The sequence below is a fragment of the Bradyrhizobium sp. A11 genome (genome assembly GCF_042077125.1).
Taxonomy (GTDB): Bacteria; Pseudomonadota; Alphaproteobacteria; order Rhizobiales; family Xanthobacteraceae; genus Bradyrhizobium; species Bradyrhizobium japonicum_B.
Map to the genome: position 1 here is coordinate 4,689,775 of NZ_CP149509.1, position 16,967 is coordinate 4,706,741.

General features: G+C 65.8%; 13 protein-coding genes. 3 read left to right on the forward strand and 10 right to left on the reverse strand.

The genetic code is table 11. The features are described from left to right. Positions 1-184: 184 nt before the first annotated feature. The 5 genes from murJ to WI560_RS22115 all read right to left on the reverse strand — a co-directional run bounded on the left by murJ (position 185) and on the right by WI560_RS22115 (position 6,624). Complete coding sequence (gene murJ / locus WI560_RS22095; RefSeq protein WP_375304847.1) at positions 185-1,711, reverse strand: murein biosynthesis integral membrane protein MurJ; 1,527 nt, start codon at positions 1,709-1,711, stop codon at positions 185-187. 116 nt (positions 1,712-1,827) lie between these two features. After that, entirely contained in the window at positions 1,828-2,979 is a 1,152-nt protein-coding gene (locus WI560_RS22100; protein ID WP_375304848.1) for a DegT/DnrJ/EryC1/StrS family aminotransferase, read from the reverse strand. A gap of 50 nt (positions 2,980-3,029) precedes the next feature. Beyond that, positions 3,030-4,034 (reverse strand): Gfo/Idh/MocA family oxidoreductase, encoded by a 1,005-nt coding sequence (locus WI560_RS22105; RefSeq protein ID WP_375304849.1) that lies wholly within the window; start codon positions 4,032-4,034, stop codon positions 3,030-3,032. 180 nt (positions 4,035-4,214) lie between these two features. Then, positions 4,215-5,627, reverse strand: a complete 1,413-nt coding sequence (locus WI560_RS22110; RefSeq protein ID WP_375304850.1) for a mannose-1-phosphate guanylyltransferase/mannose-6-phosphate isomerase — start codon at positions 5,625-5,627, stop codon at positions 4,215-4,217. Between the two features lie 7 nt (positions 5,628-5,634). Beyond that, positions 5,635-6,624, reverse strand: coding sequence for an NAD-dependent epimerase (locus WI560_RS22115; protein ID WP_375304851.1), 990 nt, complete (start codon positions 6,622-6,624; stop codon positions 5,635-5,637). 234 nt (positions 6,625-6,858) lie between these two features. Here WI560_RS22115 and WI560_RS22120 point away from each other — a divergent pair, with 234 nt between their 5' ends. Next, on the forward strand, positions 6,859-7,818 hold the full coding sequence (locus WI560_RS22120) for a lysylphosphatidylglycerol synthase transmembrane domain-containing protein (RefSeq protein ID WP_375304852.1): 960 nt from the start codon (positions 6,859-6,861) through the stop codon (positions 7,816-7,818). Beyond that, a complete protein-coding gene (locus WI560_RS22125) occupies positions 7,815-8,834 on the forward strand; it encodes a glycosyltransferase family 4 protein (protein ID WP_375304853.1) in 1,020 nt (339 codons plus the stop codon). Before WI560_RS22120 ends, WI560_RS22125 begins: the two co-directional genes overlap by 4 nt. On the opposite strand, the gene WI560_RS22130 is transcribed toward WI560_RS22125, so the two are convergent. From WI560_RS22130 to rfaD, 5 genes are all read right to left on the reverse strand, one after another. After that, positions 8,822-9,769 (reverse strand): NAD-dependent epimerase/dehydratase family protein, encoded by a 948-nt coding sequence (locus WI560_RS22130; RefSeq protein ID WP_375304854.1) that lies wholly within the window; start codon positions 9,767-9,769, stop codon positions 8,822-8,824. The two genes, WI560_RS22125 and WI560_RS22130, sit on opposite strands and share 13 nt — an antisense overlap. Before the next feature lie 46 nt (positions 9,770-9,815). After that, positions 9,816-11,729: an SDR family NAD(P)-dependent oxidoreductase gene (locus tag WI560_RS22135; RefSeq protein WP_375304855.1), complete on the reverse strand. Its 1,914-nt coding sequence runs from the start codon at positions 11,727-11,729 to the stop codon at positions 9,816-9,818. An 84-nt stretch (positions 11,730-11,813) separates the two neighbouring features. After that, a complete protein-coding gene (locus WI560_RS22140) occupies positions 11,814-13,100 on the reverse strand; it encodes an O-antigen ligase family protein (RefSeq protein WP_375304856.1) in 1,287 nt (428 codons plus the stop codon). Beyond that, on the reverse strand, positions 13,097-14,581 hold the full coding sequence (gene rfaE1, locus WI560_RS22145) for a D-glycero-beta-D-manno-heptose-7-phosphate kinase (RefSeq protein WP_375304857.1): 1,485 nt from the start codon (positions 14,579-14,581) through the stop codon (positions 13,097-13,099). Before rfaE1 ends, WI560_RS22140 begins: the two co-directional genes overlap by 4 nt. 12 nt (positions 14,582-14,593) lie before the next feature. After that, positions 14,594-15,574, reverse strand: a complete 981-nt coding sequence (gene rfaD / locus WI560_RS22150) for an ADP-glyceromanno-heptose 6-epimerase (RefSeq protein WP_375304858.1) — start codon at positions 15,572-15,574, stop codon at positions 14,594-14,596. A 152-nt stretch (positions 15,575-15,726) separates the two neighbouring features. Here rfaD and waaF point away from each other — a divergent pair, with 152 nt between their 5' ends. Further along, positions 15,727-16,797 (forward strand): lipopolysaccharide heptosyltransferase II, encoded by a 1,071-nt coding sequence (gene waaF, locus WI560_RS22155; RefSeq protein ID WP_375304859.1) that lies wholly within the window; start codon positions 15,727-15,729, stop codon positions 16,795-16,797. Positions 16,798-16,967 lie beyond the last annotated feature (170 nt).

Genomic DNA, 16,967 nt, shown 5'->3' on the forward strand with positions numbered 1-16,967 from the left:
GGTGGAAAAGATGTCGTCGAAATCCTAGCGCACGACTCCTCCCACCGCCCAGCCGAAGCGGGTGATGTGGTTGCGGTTGAGGGTGCGCGACGATTTGATCATGCGGTGCTCATACCACCGCGACCGCACAAAATCAAGAGATGTGCGCAGCTTTCCTGCATCCTGGAGGCGAACAACTGCTTGCCTAACCTCGCACTAGCGAGACCAGCCAGGCCCGACCGAACAGAACCAAAACCGCAAGCGCGTAGACGACGGTGCCGCCGCCGGCGAGCAGGACCAGCATCGCTTCGTCCCGGAAGTGCATCGCGCCCAGCCAAGCGCCACCGAAGTGCGCGATCAGCCAGAAGGCGGCGGCGAGGATCAGTCCGGTCACGAGGAATTTGCCGAGTGAGACCAGCCAGCCACGGTCCAGCACGAGAAAACCGCGCCGCACGGCGAAGAACAGCACCAGCAAGAGATTGGTCCAGACCCCGACGGCCGTTGCCAGCGCGAGGCCGATCTGCGCGAGCGACCCCATCAAGGCGACCTTCAGTGCGACGTTGACGGCGATGCCGGTCAGCGACGCCCGCACCGGCGTCGCGGTGTCCTTGCGCGCATAGAAGGTCGCGACCGCGCTGCGGATCAGCACGAAAGGGATCAGGCCGATGGCGTAGGCGGCGAGCGTCGCGCCGGCCACGGCCGCGTCGGCCTGCGAAAACGCGCCGCGGGCGAACAGCGCCCGCATGATCTCGTCGGGCACGGTGAGGAAGGCCGCCACGAACGGGATCGAGAACAGCAACGTGAAATCGAAGGCGCGGCGCTGCGCTTTCATCGCGCCGTCCTGGTCATTCGCGGTGATCCGCCGCGACATTTCCGGCAGCAGCACCGTGCCGATGGCGATGCCGATGACGCCGATCGGCAATTGATTGAGGCGGTCGGCGTAATACAGCGCCGAGAGCGCGCCAGCGGGCAGGAAGGTGGCGATGATGGTGTCGGCAAACAGCGCGAGCTGTGTGCCCATCGAGCCCAGCGTCGCCGGTCCCAACGCCTTGAAGAAGTCGCGGACATCTTCGTCGAGTTTGAGCGGCGCAAAGCGCGGCAGGCCGCCATGGCGGGCGAGATCGCCGGCGAGCAGGAAATATTGCAGGAAGCCCGAGATCAGCACGCCCCAGGCCGCGGCGTGGCCCGCGGTCGGAAACCAGGCGGCGAGCGCCAGCGTCATCATCATCGCGACATTGAGGAAGATCGACGCCGCCGCGGCGCTGGCAAAGCGCTGCATCACGTTGAGCATGCCGCCATAGAGCGTCACCAGCGTGATCAGCAGCAGATAGGGAAAGGTGATCCGGGTCAGCTCGATCGCGAGCTTGCGCTGCTCGGCGTCCTCACTGAAGCCCGGCGCGAGAATGCTCATGGCCTGCGGCATGAACAGCCAAGCGACAATCAGCAGCACCACCTGCGAGGCCAACAGCAGCGTGAAGATGCGATCGGCGAACAGATGAGCTGCCGCCTCCCCCTTCTCGCCATGGACATGGGCGTAGGCCGGCACCCAGGCGGCATTGAAGGCGCCTTCGGCGAAGATCGCGCGGAAATGATTGGGCAGCCGCAGCGCCACGAAGAAGGCATCGGCCACGGGACCCGCGCCGAGGATCGCCGCCAGCATGATGTCGCGGGCAAACCCCGTCAGCCGCGAGAGCAGCGTGTAGCCACCGACCGTGAAGATGCGTCCGAGCATGCGTCTGTTTTAGAGCATGGCAGGATTTGGTCTAGGTGCTAGCGGCGGGGAAGATCGAGACATTTCGCGATGCGCATGGCTGCGCCCTTTCCCCTTGCAAGGGGAGAGGGGAAGATTCACCCCGCCAGCGCGCCCCGGACGGCGGCGATGATTCGTTCCTGGTCGGCTTCGGTCAGATAGGCGTGCATCGGCAGGCTGATGACGTCCTGCGACAGGCTCTCGCAAGCCGGCAGGCCGCCATCGGCGACCGGGTATTGCTTGTAGGCGGTCTGCTGATGCATCGACTTGCCGTAATAGATCGCGGTCGGCACGCCCTGGGCCTTCAGCGCGGCGGCAAAGCCGTCGCGGTCGGTGCCTTTGGGCAGGCGGATCGTGTACTGCGCCCACACCGAGGTATTGCCGGGTGCCAGGCGTGGCACCGTGACGACGTTGCTCAGGCCACGCGCATAGCGCTCGGCGACCCTGTTGCGGGCGGCGATCTCGTCGTCGAAGATCTTCAGCTTCTCGATCAGGACCGCGGCCTGCATGGTGTCGAGCCGCCCCGTGAGACCAAGGCGGACGTTGTCGTACTTGTCGACGCCCTGCCCGTGCACGCGGATGCTGCGCAGCGTTGCCGCGAGCTCGTCGTCATCGGTGAAGATCGCGCCGCCGTCGCCGAAGCAGCCGAGCGGCTTTGCCGGGAAGAAGCTGGTCGCGGTGGCGAGCCCGAAGGTGCCGAGCTTGCGGCCCTTGTAGCTGGCGCCGAAACCTTGCGCGGCGTCGTCGAGCACGAACAGGCCCTCGGCCCTGGCGATCTCGGCGATGGCGTCGTGATCGGCGGGCTGGCCGAACAGATCGACCGGAATCACCGCAACCGGCTTGAGGCCGGCCTTGCGCGCGGTCGCGATGCCGCGCTTGAGCGAGTCCGGGCTCATGTTGAAGGTGGCCTCGTCGACGTCGACATAGACCGGCGTCGCGCCGGTGCGCGCCACCGGCGAAGCCGTCGCGATGAAGGTGAAGGACGGACACAGCACGGCATCGCCGGGCCCGACATTCTTCGCCATCATCACCATCAGGATCGCGTCGGTGCCGCTGGCGCAGCCGATGACATGCTTGGCGCCGGAATAGGCGGCGAGCTGCTTCTCGAGCTCGAACACCTCAGGGCCGTTGACGAACTGGCAATGATCGAGCACGCGCTTGACGGCGGCATCGAGCGAGGCGCCGAGCCGGCGGCGCTGCGAGGCGACGTCGATGAAGGGAATCGGTTCGGAGCGCAGATGCTGGTTCATGGCCTGGTTCTTGGCGCCTTGCTGGTCTTGAGCGTCGACATGGACAGGGATCAGCCGGCGATGCGGCGCGGCCCCTTGAGGGCGGGCGATTTGGCCGCGGGCCGGGACGGCGTCTCCAGGCACTGGGTGGCGATCTCGAGGCTGGCGACGCCTTCGTCGCCGGTGACCGCCGGCGTCTCGCCGTTGCGCACCGCCTTGAGGAACGCGATCAGCTCGGCGCGGAGCGGCTCGTCATGGCCGACCGGCAGGTGCCGCATCGAATAGCTGCCATCCGGCTTGAAGCCGAAGCATTCGGTGACCTGGCGCGTCAAGAGATCGCCCATCACGTACTTGCCGCGGGTCGCGACCGTGACGCTGCGCGCCTTGAACGGCGTCAGCCAGTTGGTGTTGATGTGGGCGAGCACGCCGTTGGCGGTGCGGAACTGCAGCAGCGCGATGTCCTCGCGCTCGGCGACGGCGCTCGACAATTGCGGCTGCACCTCGACGATGTCGGATTCGGTGAACCAGCGGATCAGATCGATGTCGTGCACGGCGAGGTCGATGACGACGCCGACATTGGACATGCGCGGCGGGAACGGGCCGACGCGGGTGATCGCGATGGAGAGAATGTCCTCGCCCGCGATCGCCTGCTTGACGGCGGCAACCGCCGGATTGAAGCGCTCGACATGGCCGACCATCAGCGTCACGCCGGCCTTGTGCGCGGCGGCGACGATCTCGCGGCCCTCCTCGACCGTGGACGCGATCGGCTTCTCGACCAGGACATGGATGTTCTTGGCGATGCAGGCGAGCGCGACCTCGTGATGCAGATGCGTCGGCGCGGCGATGGTGACCGCGTCGACGCCGGCGGCGATGAGCTGGTCGAGCGTCTCGAAGCTCGGGCAATTGGCCAGTTCCGTCGCGCGGGTGCGATGCGTGTGTGAGGGATCGACGACGCCGACGAGGCTGATGCCGGGCAGGCCGCTGAGCACGCGCGCATGATTGCTGCCCATCACGCCGGCGCCAATGACGCCGACGCGCAAGCCGGCCTTTGCCGGTGCAGATCCCTTGGAACTCATCTGAGCAAACCCCGATTCAACGCAAATCCCCGGCGCGCTTCTAGCACGGACGCCACATTTGTGGCGAATGCCGACCTCGCGGCCCGGACACGATTTGATTCAAAAAGTTACACGTTCCCCGGGCCTTAGGCGGAAAAATAACGCTTGTCGGCCCGGGTCTCGTGATTCGGAGCTTGGTGGTTACGACCTTTGATAGTCGTCTTCAATCCGGATGATGTCGTCTTCCCCGAGATAGCTTCCAGTCTGGACCTCGATCAGCTCCAGCTGGATCTTGCCCGGATTCTCCATGCGGTGGACGGCGCCCATCGGGATGTAGATCGATTCGTTCTCGTGCACGGTTTTCACGGTCTCGTTGACGGTGACCTGGGCCGTGCCGCGGACCACGATCCAGTGCTCGGCGCGATGGTGGTGCTTCTGCAGCGACAGCCGCCCGCCCGGCTTCACCACGATGCGCTTGACCTGGTGGCGCTCGCCGTTGTCGACGGACTGGTAGCTGCCCCAGGGCCGGTGCACCTTGAGGTGCTCCTCGGTGACCTTCGGCGCGACCGTCTTCAGCTTGGTGACGAGACGCTTCAGGCCGTTGGCATCCTTCTGGCGCGAAACCAGGATCGCATCGGCAGTGGCGACCACGACGAGATCGTCGACGCCTTCGAGCGCGACCAGCGCCTGGTCAGTGGTGACGTTGCAATTGCGGGAATCCTCGAACACCGCGGCACCGTGCGCGGCATTGCCCTGCGCGTCCTTCTCGGACAATTCCCACACCGCGTGCCATGAGCCGACATCGGACCAGCCGCACGAGACCGGAACGACCGCCGCGCGCGCGGTCTTCTCCATCACGGCATAATCGATCGAGATCGCCTTCGCCGCGGAGAACGCCTCCGGCTCCAGCGTGACGAAGCCGAGATCGCGGCCGGCATTGGTAACGGCATTGGTGACCGCCTCGACGCTCGCAGCATCGACCTTGCGGTATTCGTCGAGCAGGACGCTGGCCGGAAACATGAAGTTGCCGCTGTTCCAGAGATAGCCCGAATTGACGTAGTCGGACGCCTTCACCGCGTCCGGCTTCTCGACGAAGCGCGCGACCGCATGCACCTCGCCGGAGATCACCTCGCCCGGGTTGATATAGCCGTATTCGGTCGCCGGCCGCTCCGGCTTGACGCCGAAGGTGACGATGCGCCCGGTGCTCGCGGCGGCAAGGCCCTCGCGGCAGGCGGCGACGAAAGCGGCATTGTCCTGCACGACGTGATCGGCGGCGAGCGCGAGCACGATCGCTTCACTGGCGCGGTTCTGCGCGAACACCGCGCCGGCCGCGATCGCAGGTCCGGAATCCCGGCGCATCGGCTCGAGGATCACGTCGGCCTCGATGCCGATCTCGGCGAGCTGCTCCAGCACCATGAAGCGATAGGACGCGTTGGTGATGACGATCGGCCGGTCGAACAGGGAGGGATCGGAGACGCGCAGCAGCGTGTCCTGGAAGGTCGAGCGCGTGCCGAACAGTGGCAGGAACTGCTTGGGCCGCACTTCGCGCGAAGCGGGCCACAGCCGCGTGCCGGCACCGCCGCACATGATCAGGGGGATTATGCGTTTGTCCATCGTGCTCTCAAACCTTGAAATAGTCCCGATACCAGGTGACGAAATTATGGACCCCATGCTCGATCGGCGTTGACGGTGCAAAGCCGGTGTCGCGCATCAGATCCTCGACATCCGCGAACGTTTCCAGCACATCTCCCGGCTGCATCGGCAGCAATTCTTTGATCGCCGTCCGGCCCAGCTCCCGCTCCAGAAGACCGACGACGTGCATCAGTTCCTCCGGGTGGTGATTGCCGACATTGTAGAGCTTAAACGGCGCATTTGCGGCAGAAGGATCCTCCGCAGGCACGAGATCGATCAGCTTCGAGACGACACGCGTCACATCGTCGATATAGGTGAAGTCGCGACGCATCCTGCCATGGTTGAAGAGCCGGATCGGCTTGTCTGCCATGATGGCGCTCGCGAACAGAAACATGGCCATGTCGGGCCGTCCCCATGGCCCGTAGATGGTGAAGAAGCGCAGGCCCGTGACCGGCAGGCGATAAAGATGGCTGTAGGACTGCGCCATCACTTCGTTCGCCTTCTTGGTCGCGGCGTAGAAGCTCACCGGATGATCGGTGCGGTCCGCAACCGCAAATGGCATTTTTGTGTTGGCGCCGTAAACGGAGGATGACGAGGCGTAGACGAGATGACGACAGCCGTTGTTGCGGCAGCCCTCGAGCACGTTGAGGAATCCGACGAGATTGGACTCGGCGTAGGCGTGCGGCTGCTCGATCGAGTAGCGCACGCCGGCCTGCGCCGCCAGATGCACGACTTTGGCAAAACGATGTTGCGCGAACAGCGCGGCCATCGTCTCGCGGTCGGCGAGATCGGCCTCGACGAAGGAGAAACGGGGTTCCTCCTTGAGCAGCGCAAGTCGCGCCTTCTTCAGCGCCGGGTCGTAATAGCTGTTGAGATTATCGAGCCCGACGACGGACCGGCCTTCGCCCAGGAGCTGGCGGGCGACGTGAAAGCCGATGAAGCCGGCCGCGCCGGTAACCAAAATCGCCTGATCTGTCATCCTGTTCCCTGGGGATCCAAGCCGGCCCTGTTTAGCCGCCGGCTCGATCGGCTCGCAATAGGCCCGCAGCGCTTCATGAGGACTCCTCTCAGCGTCCTTAACGGGGCTATTGAACGAGGGCGATCGAACGAGGGCTATTGCAAGATCGGCGCCAAAACCATACCAAAGCGGCCGAATTCGGCGCCTTGCGTCGGGTTGCCTCAAATCTTCGCAAACCCAGTTCATGCGGGCGAAATGCGCCGAATCCTGCTTTCCGCGGCCAAAATCATGATTTCCGCGGCGCTGCTCTATCTGGCGCTGCGCAAGGTCGACCTATCCGAGCTGTTTTCGCGCTTCACCGTGACCAGCCTGCTCTGGATCGGCGTGGCGATCGCAATCACGTTTCTGCAGATCCTCGTCGGCGTGCTGCGCTGGCGCGAGATCAGTGCTGTCTGCGGCGCGCCGCTCGAGCTCAGCCGTGCCATGCGCTACAACGTGATCGGCTCGTTCTTCAACCAGACCCTGCCCTCGGCGATCGGCGGCGACGCGGTCCGGCTGTGGCTGGTCGCGCGCGCCGGCGCCGGCTGGCGTGCGGCCACCTATTCGATCTTCGTCGACCGCGCCATCGGCCTGATCGCGCTCGCGGTTCTCATCGTCGCGAGCCTGCCCTGGAGCTACACCCTCATCACCGATCCGCACGGGCGCTCGGCGCTGCTGCTCATCGACCTCCTGGCGCTCACCGGTGGCATCGGCTTCCTGATCTTCGGCGCCCTGAAATGGCGCTGGCTCAAGACCTGGTGGGCCACGCATCATCTTCACGCCTGCGCGGTGATCGCCAACCGCGTGATCTTCAATCGCCGCAGCGGACCGGTGATCGCGATCCTGTCGATCCTCGTTCACGTCCTCGCCGTGGTCATCGCCTGGTGCGTGGTGCAGTCGATTGCGGCCCCGGTCCGCTTCAGCGACGTCTTTCTGCTCGTGCCGCCCGTGATGCTGATCACGATGATGCCGATCTCGATCGCCGGCTGGGGCGTGCGTGAAGCCACGATGGGCCTGGCGTTCGGCTTCGCCGGACTTGCCGCCAACGAGGGCGTCAACATCTCGCTGCTGTACGGCGCCGTGTTCTTCATCGTTGGCGCGGTCGGTGGCCTGGTCTGGATCCTCAGCGCGGAGAAGGCCGCGCAAGGGTCGGCCCCGATCGGAGTGCCGGAGTGAGCTCGGCCACCGATGCGCTCGCCGGCGCGGCCGTGCTGCTTGCCGTTGCGATCGCCGCGCTGATCTCGGCGCTCGTCACCTGGACCAGTCGCCCCCTGCTCCAGCGCTACGCACTGGCGCGACCGAACGCGCGGTCCTCGCATCGCATCCCGACCCCGCAGGGCGCGGGCATCGCGGTGATCGCCGCCACCCTGATCGTCGCCTCGCTATGGGGGGCCTCGGCCAATGTCGCGATTCCGCCGGCGCTGGTCGCGGCGACGGTCGTGATCGCATTGGTCGGCTTCGCCGACGACATCGTGTCACTGCCCGTGCTCGTGCGGCTGGTGCTGCAGGCAGCCTGCGTCGGCGCGGTAGTGTTCACCGCGCCCGAGGCCGCCCGCATCGTGCCGGCGCTGCCGCTTCCGCTGGAGCGCGCCCTCATCGTCCTTGCCGGAGTCTGGTTCGTGAACCTCGTCAACTTCATGGACGGTCTCGACCTGATGACGGTGGCGGAAGTCGTGCCGGTCACCGCGGCGCTGCTGCTGCTCGGATGGCTCGGGGATCTCTCGTGGCCCGCTGTGCTGATTGCCACCGCGCTGGGCGGCGCCATGCTCGGCTTTGCGCCATTCAACCGGCCGGTCGCAAAGGTCTTCCTCGGCGATGTCGGCAGCCTGCCGATCGGCCTGTTGCTCGGCTGGTGCCTGCTGGAGCTCGCCTGGCACGGCCAACCCGCCGCAGCGCTGCTGCTGCCGGCCTATTACCTTGCGGATTCCACCATCACGCTGTTTCGGCGCATCATCCGGCGCGAGCCATTCTGGTCGGCGCACCGCACCCACTTCTATCAACGCGCAACCGACAACGGGTTCACGGTCCCGCAGGTGATCGGCGAGGTGTTCGCGCTCAATCTCGTGCTGGCGATGCTTGCCATCGTCACCGTTCGCGCCGGCTCGATGGCGATCATTGTTGCGTCCTTGGTCGCAGGCGCGGTCGCCGTCGGCTTCGTACTGCGGCGCTTTTCCCGCCTTCAGGCGTCCTGATCCGACAGCGCCAGCCGCACCCCCTCCTCGAGGGAGACCTGCGGCTGCCAGCCGGTGGCGATCGCCTTGGAGATGTCGAGCTCGAGCGAGCCGATCAGCCCGTCCCGCATCTCCTGGCGGCCCATCACGCGCAGCACCGTGCCGAGCAGGTTCGGCGGGACGCCGAACAGCCGGGCAGTTTTGCTGGAGGCTCGCGCCATGCAGGCGATGAATTCAGGCGTCGAGACCCGCTCCCGGTCGGCCAACAGGAAGATCTCGAAATTGCTCGCCGCGTCAGGATGGCGCAGCCGATGCAGGATGAATGACGACAGGTTCTGCACTGCAAGAAAGTTGCGGCGATTGCGGATCGCCGCAAAGGGCAGCGGCAGCCCCAGCCTGATTGCGCGCGCCAGCAGCGGGAAGTTGCCCTTGGCGTGCGCGCCGTAGATCAGCGGCGGCCTGATCACCGAGATTTTCATGTCGACGTCGCGGGCCAGCGTCCTCAAGCCCGCCTCCGCCGCGGCCTTGGATGTGCCGTAGAGGCCACGCGGCGTCGGCGAATCGTTCTCGCTGAACGGCGCGCGGCCGTCATTGCTGCGGCCATGCACCAGAACGGTGCTGATGAAGATGAAATGACGCACGCCGGCCGCTGCTGCGCAGCGTGCCAGGCGCAGCGTGCCCTCGACATTGACCTTGCGGTAGAGCTCGGCCGCGTGCTCGTCGTTCTTGTAATGCACGCGTGCGGCCAGATGGATGACGGCGTCGACGCCCTCGAGCGCCGCCTGCCAATCGGTGTCGGGACCGATCGAGTCGATCACGACCTCACCGTCAGCCCCTTCCGGTCTGCGCACCGCCCGGCGGACCGACCAGCCCTCGCGCGTCAATGCGCTCACGACGTGACGGCCGACGAAGCCGCTCGCTCCCGTCACCAGCGCGACCGGCTTCGTCTCGCTCATCGTCGCTCCGACAGGATAGCGCGCAACACCCCATCGACCGGCATGGTCAGGCCGCCGTCGACCCGAATTCCGGCACCGCATCCTTCAGGATGGTCCTGATGGTGGCGCGGTCCTCGCGCGCGACGGCCTGCTCCAGCGCGCTGATCCATTTGCGCAGCGTCTGCATCGGCGGCTGGTTCGGCTGTGCGGCCATGATGCCGGCAATCCCGATCTCCCGGGTCGGCTCCTCGGAGGCGAACAGGATCTCATACAGGCGCTCGCCCGGCCGCATGCCCGTGTACACGATCTCGATGTCGTAGCCGGGCTGCAGTCCGGAGAGGCGGATCATGCGCTCGGCGAGATCGACGATCTTCACCGGCTGGCCCATGTTGAGCACGTAGACCGAGACATCGGCACGCTGCGCGCCGAGCGCGTGCGTGGCCGCGGTGATGACGAGATCGCAGGCCTCGCGGATGGTCATGAAGTAGCGGACCATATCGGGATGCGTCACCGTGACAGGACCGCCGGCCTCGATCTGGGCCTTGAACTTAGGCACCACCGAGCCGTTCGACGCCAGCACGTTGCCGAACCGGACCGAGATCAACCGCATCGGCGACCGGGCGCCGCCGCTGGCTGCAGCGAGATCGCGATCGAGCGCCTGGCAGTACATCTCGGCGAAACGCTTGGTGAGGCCGAGCATCGACACCGGCTCGATCGCCTTGTCGGTCGAGATCATCACCATGGCTTCGGCGCCGGCGTTGTGCGCGGCATCGGCGACGTTGATCGAGCCGAAGATATTGGTCTTGACACCCTCGCTCCAGTCGCGCTCGAGGATCGGCACGTGCTTGAGCGCTGCGGCATGGAACACGATATCGGGCCTGAACTCGGCCATCAGGCGCATGATGCGTTCGCGATCGCGAATGTCGGCGATCCGCCCTTCGATCTCGGCCGCCACACCCCGCGCGGCGAGCCGTTCCGTGATCGCGTAGAGCGCCGGCTCGGAGTTTTCGACGATCAGGAGCCGCGCGGCGCCGAAAGCGACGACACGCTCGCAGATCTCGGAACCGATCGAGCCGCCGCCGCCGGTGACGATCACCGCCTTGCCGTTGATCAGGGCTTCCAGGCGGGCATAGTCGATCGCCTCGCTCGGCCGCAGCAGGAGATCTTCGACCGCGACGGCGGTGAGCCGCGGCGTATCGCCGCTCTCGAGCGAGGGCATGCGGTTGACGATCAAACCCAACTTGCGCGCCCGCATCAGCACCGATTCCGGATGCGCCTCCGGCTCGAACGCCGACGGCGTCATCACGAGGCGGGCAATCGGCTTGTTGCGTTTGGCGAAGTCCGCAATGATGTCCTCGACATCGTCGATGCCGCCCAGCACCGGTAGGTTGCGGATGATTTGGCCCCGGTCCGAAAACGACGGCGACAAGACGCCGACCGGCCAGATCCGCTTGATCGCCCCGCTCTCGATGCCGCGCAGCAGCACCTCCGCGTCCGCGGCGCGGCCGATCAGCAGCGTCGGCGCGGCATCACCGCCTCTCGCATGACGCCGCACCCGCGTATAGCGGAAATAGCGATAGGTCATGCGCAACGCGCTGAGGAAGGCAATCTCCAGGAACCAGTAGAGGACGATCGTCGCCTTGCCGAGGAAGAAGGCGCCGCGAACGTTGGGGGCAACGAAGATGTAGTCGAGCACGAGCAGGGCAACCGTCAGCACGGTCGCCGCGCGAATGATGTTCAGCGCGTCGGGCAGCGAGATGAAGCGCCATTTCGTCGTGGTCAGGTTCAAGACGAAGAACACGACGACGCTGAAGGCTAGAAAATAGGGAAGGATCTGGAACAGCAGCGGCAAACGCTCGTAGAAGCCGTCTCCGCCCTCGAATCGCACGTAAAAGGCGGCGAAAAGCGCCGCCGTCGTCGCCAGCACATCGTGCAGCGCGATCAGGAAATTGCGCGAGGTGAGATGCGATAAACGCGTCATCCGCCGACCGATGAAAATCCAGTTAGATGCAACCTGTCCGCGCTGATAGCCCATCTGAACCAGACTTGCCAGCCGCGCGGCCGCTCAGGAACCGGCTTCCCCCATCTTCGCCTGGCCCCGTTGTGCCCGGATCACCATGCCGCCGGCGACGCCGACGCCGATGACGTACATCCAGCCCTCATGGAAGTCGAACAGATGGGAGTTGAACAGCGAGGTGAAGACGTTCTGCACCACCACCAGCAGCCCGATCCAGTTGGCAAGCCCGTCGCCGCGAAACAACAGCAGATGCAGGATCCAGATCGCGTAGAGAATGAGGATGCCGATCGCGCCCCATTGCACGGCAACGTTGAGCGTCTGGTTGTGGGGATTGCCGATCACCTCGGCCGAGGCCCGGTTCTGACCGGCGGGCGCCGCGGCGCGTTCGAACAATCCGCGCGTCGAGCCGGTGCCGTGCCCCATGATCGGCGCCTCCGCCAAGAAGCTCAACGACTTCCGCCAGAATTCGAGCCGCAGGCCCATGGAGGTCGCCTCGCCCCTTTCCACATAGCCCGCGTAGTCGTCGGTGAACCTCTCGGCGGTATGGCGCAATTGCGGAGAGGCCTGCCAGGCCAGGACGGCGCCGGCGAGCAGAGCGGCGGAGATGATCGCAATGCTGCGCCATTTGAGGTGCAGCAGCGCGAACACGCCGAACATGATCGGGATGGTGACGAGCGCGGTACGCGACACCACCACGAAGGTCATGTTGACGAAGAAGCTCAGCGCCAGCGCCGTCAGCAGTCCGGCGAGCCAGTAGCGCTTCTCGCGCAGCAACGTCACGATCGGATAGGCCAGCGCGACCGCGCAAAGCGCGAATTCCTGGCTCTGGTCGATGTAGTTCTTGACGAAGATGCCGCGCTCGGCCGGACCGGACTTGAGCGCGAGGTTGGGGTAGAACGCGACCAGCCAGGACATCACCGACAACAAGGCGCAGGACACCAGAAAGGCGATGAAGATCCAGTGGCCGCGGGGCGAGCGCTCGAAATGATAGAGCAGCAACGGCAGCACGAGCAGCTTCACCGTCGGATTGACCGCATAGAATCGCGCACCCCAGGTCGCGTCCGACCAGAGTGTCCCCACCAGCGCCAGCAGCACCAGCGCGATCGGGGCCGCACAGATCGGACGCTTCAAGAACTCCAGCAACGCGCGGACGTCGAGGAACGGCACCATGCAGACCAGCATCAGCGCGTTGAAGATTCCCGCAAGCGAGGTCGACCAGGGCAGCGAGGCCGCGGTCAGGACTGCGAATATATCGACCGTCTCGCGCCAGGCGGCCGGGCTGCGCAGACGGCGAAGCAACCTTTCGCCGGTCGTCTCGCGTGCGAGCACCGTCACTTGCCCCCTCCCCGAGCGCGATGCACCAGTGCCGTCGTGCTGAAGCCCTGGAGGATGTCGACCAGCACGACCGCCCCGCCCGCTTGCTCGACGACCTCGTGGCCCACCACCTGCTCGCGGGTGTAGTCGCCGCCCTTCACCAGCACGCCGGGCTTGATCCGCCTGATCAGGTCGATCGGCGTGTCTTCCTCGAAGATGACGATGAGATCGACGGCCTCCAGCGCGGCCAGCACCTCGGCTCGCGCGCGCTCGTCCTGGACCGGCCGCTCCGCGCCCTTGAGCCGCCGCACCGAGGCGTCGCTGTTGAGGCCCACGATCAGCCGGTCGCAGGCGGCGCGCGCCGCGGTCAGCACCTTGACGTGGCCGGGATGCAGGATATCGAAACAGCCGTTGGTGAAGCCGACGCGCTGGCCCTGCCTCTTCCACTCGGCGAGCTGGGCGTCGAGCGTATCAAGATCGAGCACGATCTTCTCCTCGGCCGCGAGACTGGCATGCGGCAGGATCTTGCGGCGCAGCTCGGCCGCGCTCACGCTGGCGGTGCCCTGCTTGCCGACCGCGACGGCGGCCGCGGCGTTGGCCATGCGCAATGCCGTGTCCCAGTCCGCGCCGGCCGCAAGCGTCACCGCGAGGGCGGCAGCGACGGTGTCACCGGCACCGGAGACGTCGCGCACCTTCACCGGGAAAGCCGGAACGTGAACGGCCTCGCCGCCACGCGGCACCAGCGTCATGCCGTGCTCGCCCTGGGTAACCAGGATCGCCTCGCAATCGGCGAGCCGCATCACGTCCTCGCTGGCATCGACGATGCTCTGCGGCGTGTCGGCGCGGCTGCGCGTCGCTTCGGAAAATTCCTTGCGGTTGGGCGTAAGCAGCGTGGCGCCGCGATAGATCGCCCAGTTCAGGCTCTTGGGATCGACGATTACGGGCTTGCCGAGCTTTCGCGCGGCGTCGATGGTGTGGCGGATGACGCGCGCCGTCAGCACGCCCTTGGCGTAGTCCGAAAGCAGCACGAGGTCGGCGCGTGCGATCCCCGGCAGGATCGCCTCGATCAGCTTGGTCTCGACCTCATCGGATACGGGCGCCGCCTGCTCCCAATCCGCGCGCAGCATGTGCGTGGAAAAATGTTCGGAGACGAATCGGACCTTTCGCGTGGTCGGGCGCGCGGGATCGCACACCAGCACGCTTTCGATCGCAGCCAGCTCGTCCAGCGCCGTCTTGAGCCGTGCACCGGCATCGTCCTCGCCGACGAGGCCGACGAAGATGCAGCGCGCGCCGAGAGAGGCGACGTTGCGCGCGACGTTGCCGGCGCCGCCGATGTGGATCTCGCTGCGCTGCGCCGTGATGACAGGCGTCGGCGCTTCCGGCGAAATCCGCGACACCTCGCCATAGACGAACTCGTCCAGCATGATATCGCCGATGCACAGCACCGTGCGGCTTGAGATGGCTTGCGCGAGAGCGTCGAAATCGAGAATGGGCGTCGGCATGGTGAGGGAGCCTCAGCGGAAGCGGTCGGGCCGGTCGAGGTAATCCCCGACATAGGCCTTCACCGCGTCCTCGAGCGTCGTGAAGCCGCCGTTATAGCCGGCGCGGCGGAGCCGAACGACCTCGCTCTGGGTGAAGTACTGGTAGGCCGAACGGATCTGCTCGGGCATGTCGATATATTCGATGTTGGGCTTGGTGCCGAGCGCCGCATAGGCAGCCAGCATCAGGTCCCTGAAGCTGCGCGCCTTGCCGGTTCCAACGTTGAACAGTCCGGACACCGACGGCGTCGCCAGGAGCCACATGATTACGCGCACGACGTCATCGACATAGATGAAATCGCGGCGCTGATCGCCGTCTTCGATACCCTCGCGATGCGATTTGAACAATTGCACGACGCGGCCGGCCTTGACGTCGTCGAAGCGGCGCGCCAGCACGCTCATCATCGAGCCCTTGTGGTATTCGTTGGGGCCGAACACGTTGAAGAATTTCAGGCCGACACATTGCGGCGGCAGCGGATCGCCATTGGCCACGCGCCCGGCGACCGCAAGATCGAACATGTGCTTGCTCCAGCCGTAGAGATTCATCGGCCGAAGCTTCTTCAATGCGGGGATCGAAGCATCGTCGTCGAAACCGCTTTCGCCGTCGCCATAAGTCGCCGCCGAGGAGGCGTAGATGAAGGGCACCACGCTTGCCGTGCACCAGTCGAGGAGGCGCATCGACAGACGGAAATTGGTCTCGAACACGAGGTCGCCGTCGGTCGCCGTGGTCGCGGAAATCGCCCCGAGATGGATCACGCCATCGAGCTTGCGGCCTTTCAGCCAGTCCATCAATTCGGCCGGCGGAACGATATCCACAAGCTGGCGCTTGGCGAGGTTCCGCCACTTGCCGTCGGTGCCGAGCAGATCGCAAACCACGACGTCGCTGCGGCCCGCGTCATTGAGCGCGGCCACGACATTCGACCCGATAAAACCGGCCCCGCCGGTCACCAGCAACATTTGGAAATCCCTGCCGATTTTCTTGCGATCCGGTCCTGCCGTAGCGCATGAGCCGCTAAAGTGTAAGCGGTTTTGGGATTGAGCGCTTTGCCGGCTTTACCTACCGGCTGGGAGCGGCTACCGAACCGCCAAAATCATTGCGGCTTCAACGAATGAACCAAAATTCACAGCTTAGTGGAGATCCAGACCGGCGCGATACCCGCCCGATTCTGATCATTCCCTACATGTGGATCGGCGATTTCGTCCGGAATCACACCGTCGTCCGGGTCCTGAAGGAGCGCTGGCCCAACCGGCCGGTCGATCTCCTCACCACGTCGCTATGCGCTCCTTTGGTCGATTACATGCCCGGCGTGCGCGAGGGGATCGTCTGGGACCTGCCGCGCGGCCGGCTTGCCGTGGGCCGTCAGCTGGCCTTGGCGAAGCTGCTGCGCGAGCGAAACTACGGCACGGCCCTGGTGCTGCCGCGCACCTGGAAGGCTGCCATCGCGCCCGCTTTGGCCGGTATTCCCGAGCGGGTCGGCTTCGTCGGCGAGTTCCGTTTCGGCCTGATCAACCGCTGGCGCTGGGGTGAAAAGAAGCTGCCCCGCTTCATCGACAAGAACGCCGCCCTGGCCCAGCCCGACGGCGCCCCCCTGCCCCCGGAATGGCCGGTGCCGCAACTGCGGGTCCCGGCCGAGGACATCGTCCGCTGGCGGCAGGCCAACGGCCTCGGCGCCGGAGCCGCGGTGGCGCTCGCTCCTGGCTCTGTGGGCGTCTCAAAGCGCTGGACGTACTATCCCGAGGCCGCCCGCCTGCTCGCCGGGCGCGGGCTGGAGGTGTGGGTGGTCGGCGGCCCCGCGGAAAAGGGCCTCGCCCAGGAGATCGTCGCGGCTGGCGGCCCCGGCGTGCGTGACCTCACCGGCAACGATTTGCGCAACGGCGTGCTGGCCATGGCGGCCGCCGGCGTCGCCATCTCCAACGATTCCGGCCTGATGCACATCGCGGCCGCCCTGGGCACGCCCACCATGGGCATCTTCGGCCCGACCAGCCCCTATCTCTGGGCCCCGCTCAACGGCCTTGCCGCCACCGTGGTGCAGGACAAGGAAGTGCTGTCCTGCCAGCCCTGCCAGAGCACGATCTGCAAGATCAACGACCACAGGTGCATGCGGAATATCGCGGCGAGCGAGGTGGCGGCGATGGCGCAGCGGGTGCTGAGCGAGGCCGGGACGAAGGCGACGACGTGAGCCGGGCGGGGCCTGTGCGGATGGTAACATCACGCCGGTGTTTTGTCCGACGTGTCAAACCAGCGTCACGAATCTGCAAAGCTACGCAGGCGCCAAGCCGTTGATTTCGCTGACCTCGTCTACTGTGCATGGGGTTGTTTTCGCGGTTTTGTTTGCCGGCGCGACCGCGG

What these genes read in the sequence shown, in the direction of transcription:
- murJ (WP_375304847.1), bottom strand. Translation starts at nt 1,711, where the DNA reads ATGCTCGGACGCATCTTCACGGTCGGTGGCTACACGCTGCTCTCGCGG.
- WI560_RS22100 (WP_375304848.1), bottom strand. Translation starts at nt 2,979, where the DNA reads ATGAACCAGCATCTGCGCTCCGAACCGATTCCCTTCATCGACGTCGCC.
- WI560_RS22105 (WP_375304849.1), bottom strand. Translation starts at nt 4,034, where the DNA reads ATGAGTTCCAAGGGATCTGCACCGGCAAAGGCCGGCTTGCGCGTCGGC.
- WI560_RS22110 (WP_375304850.1), bottom strand. Translation starts at nt 5,627, where the DNA reads ATGGACAAACGCATAATCCCCCTGATCATGTGCGGCGGTGCCGGCACG.
- WI560_RS22115 (WP_375304851.1), bottom strand. Translation starts at nt 6,624, where the DNA reads ATGACAGATCAGGCGATTTTGGTTACCGGCGCGGCCGGCTTCATCGGC.
- WI560_RS22120 (WP_375304852.1), top strand. Translation starts at nt 6,859, where the DNA reads ATGCGCCGAATCCTGCTTTCCGCGGCCAAAATCATGATTTCCGCGGCG.
- WI560_RS22130 (WP_375304854.1), bottom strand. Translation starts at nt 9,769, where the DNA reads ATGAGCGAGACGAAGCCGGTCGCGCTGGTGACGGGAGCGAGCGGCTTC.
- WI560_RS22135 (WP_375304855.1), bottom strand. Translation starts at nt 11,729, where the DNA reads ATGACGCGTTTATCGCATCTCACCTCGCGCAATTTCCTGATCGCGCTG.
- rfaE1 (WP_375304857.1), bottom strand. Translation starts at nt 14,581, where the DNA reads ATGCCGACGCCCATTCTCGATTTCGACGCTCTCGCGCAAGCCATCTCA.
- rfaD (WP_375304858.1), bottom strand. Translation starts at nt 15,574, where the DNA reads ATGTTGCTGGTGACCGGCGGGGCCGGTTTTATCGGGTCGAATGTCGTG.
- waaF (WP_375304859.1), top strand. Translation starts at nt 15,727, where the DNA reads ATGAACCAAAATTCACAGCTTAGTGGAGATCCAGACCGGCGCGATACC.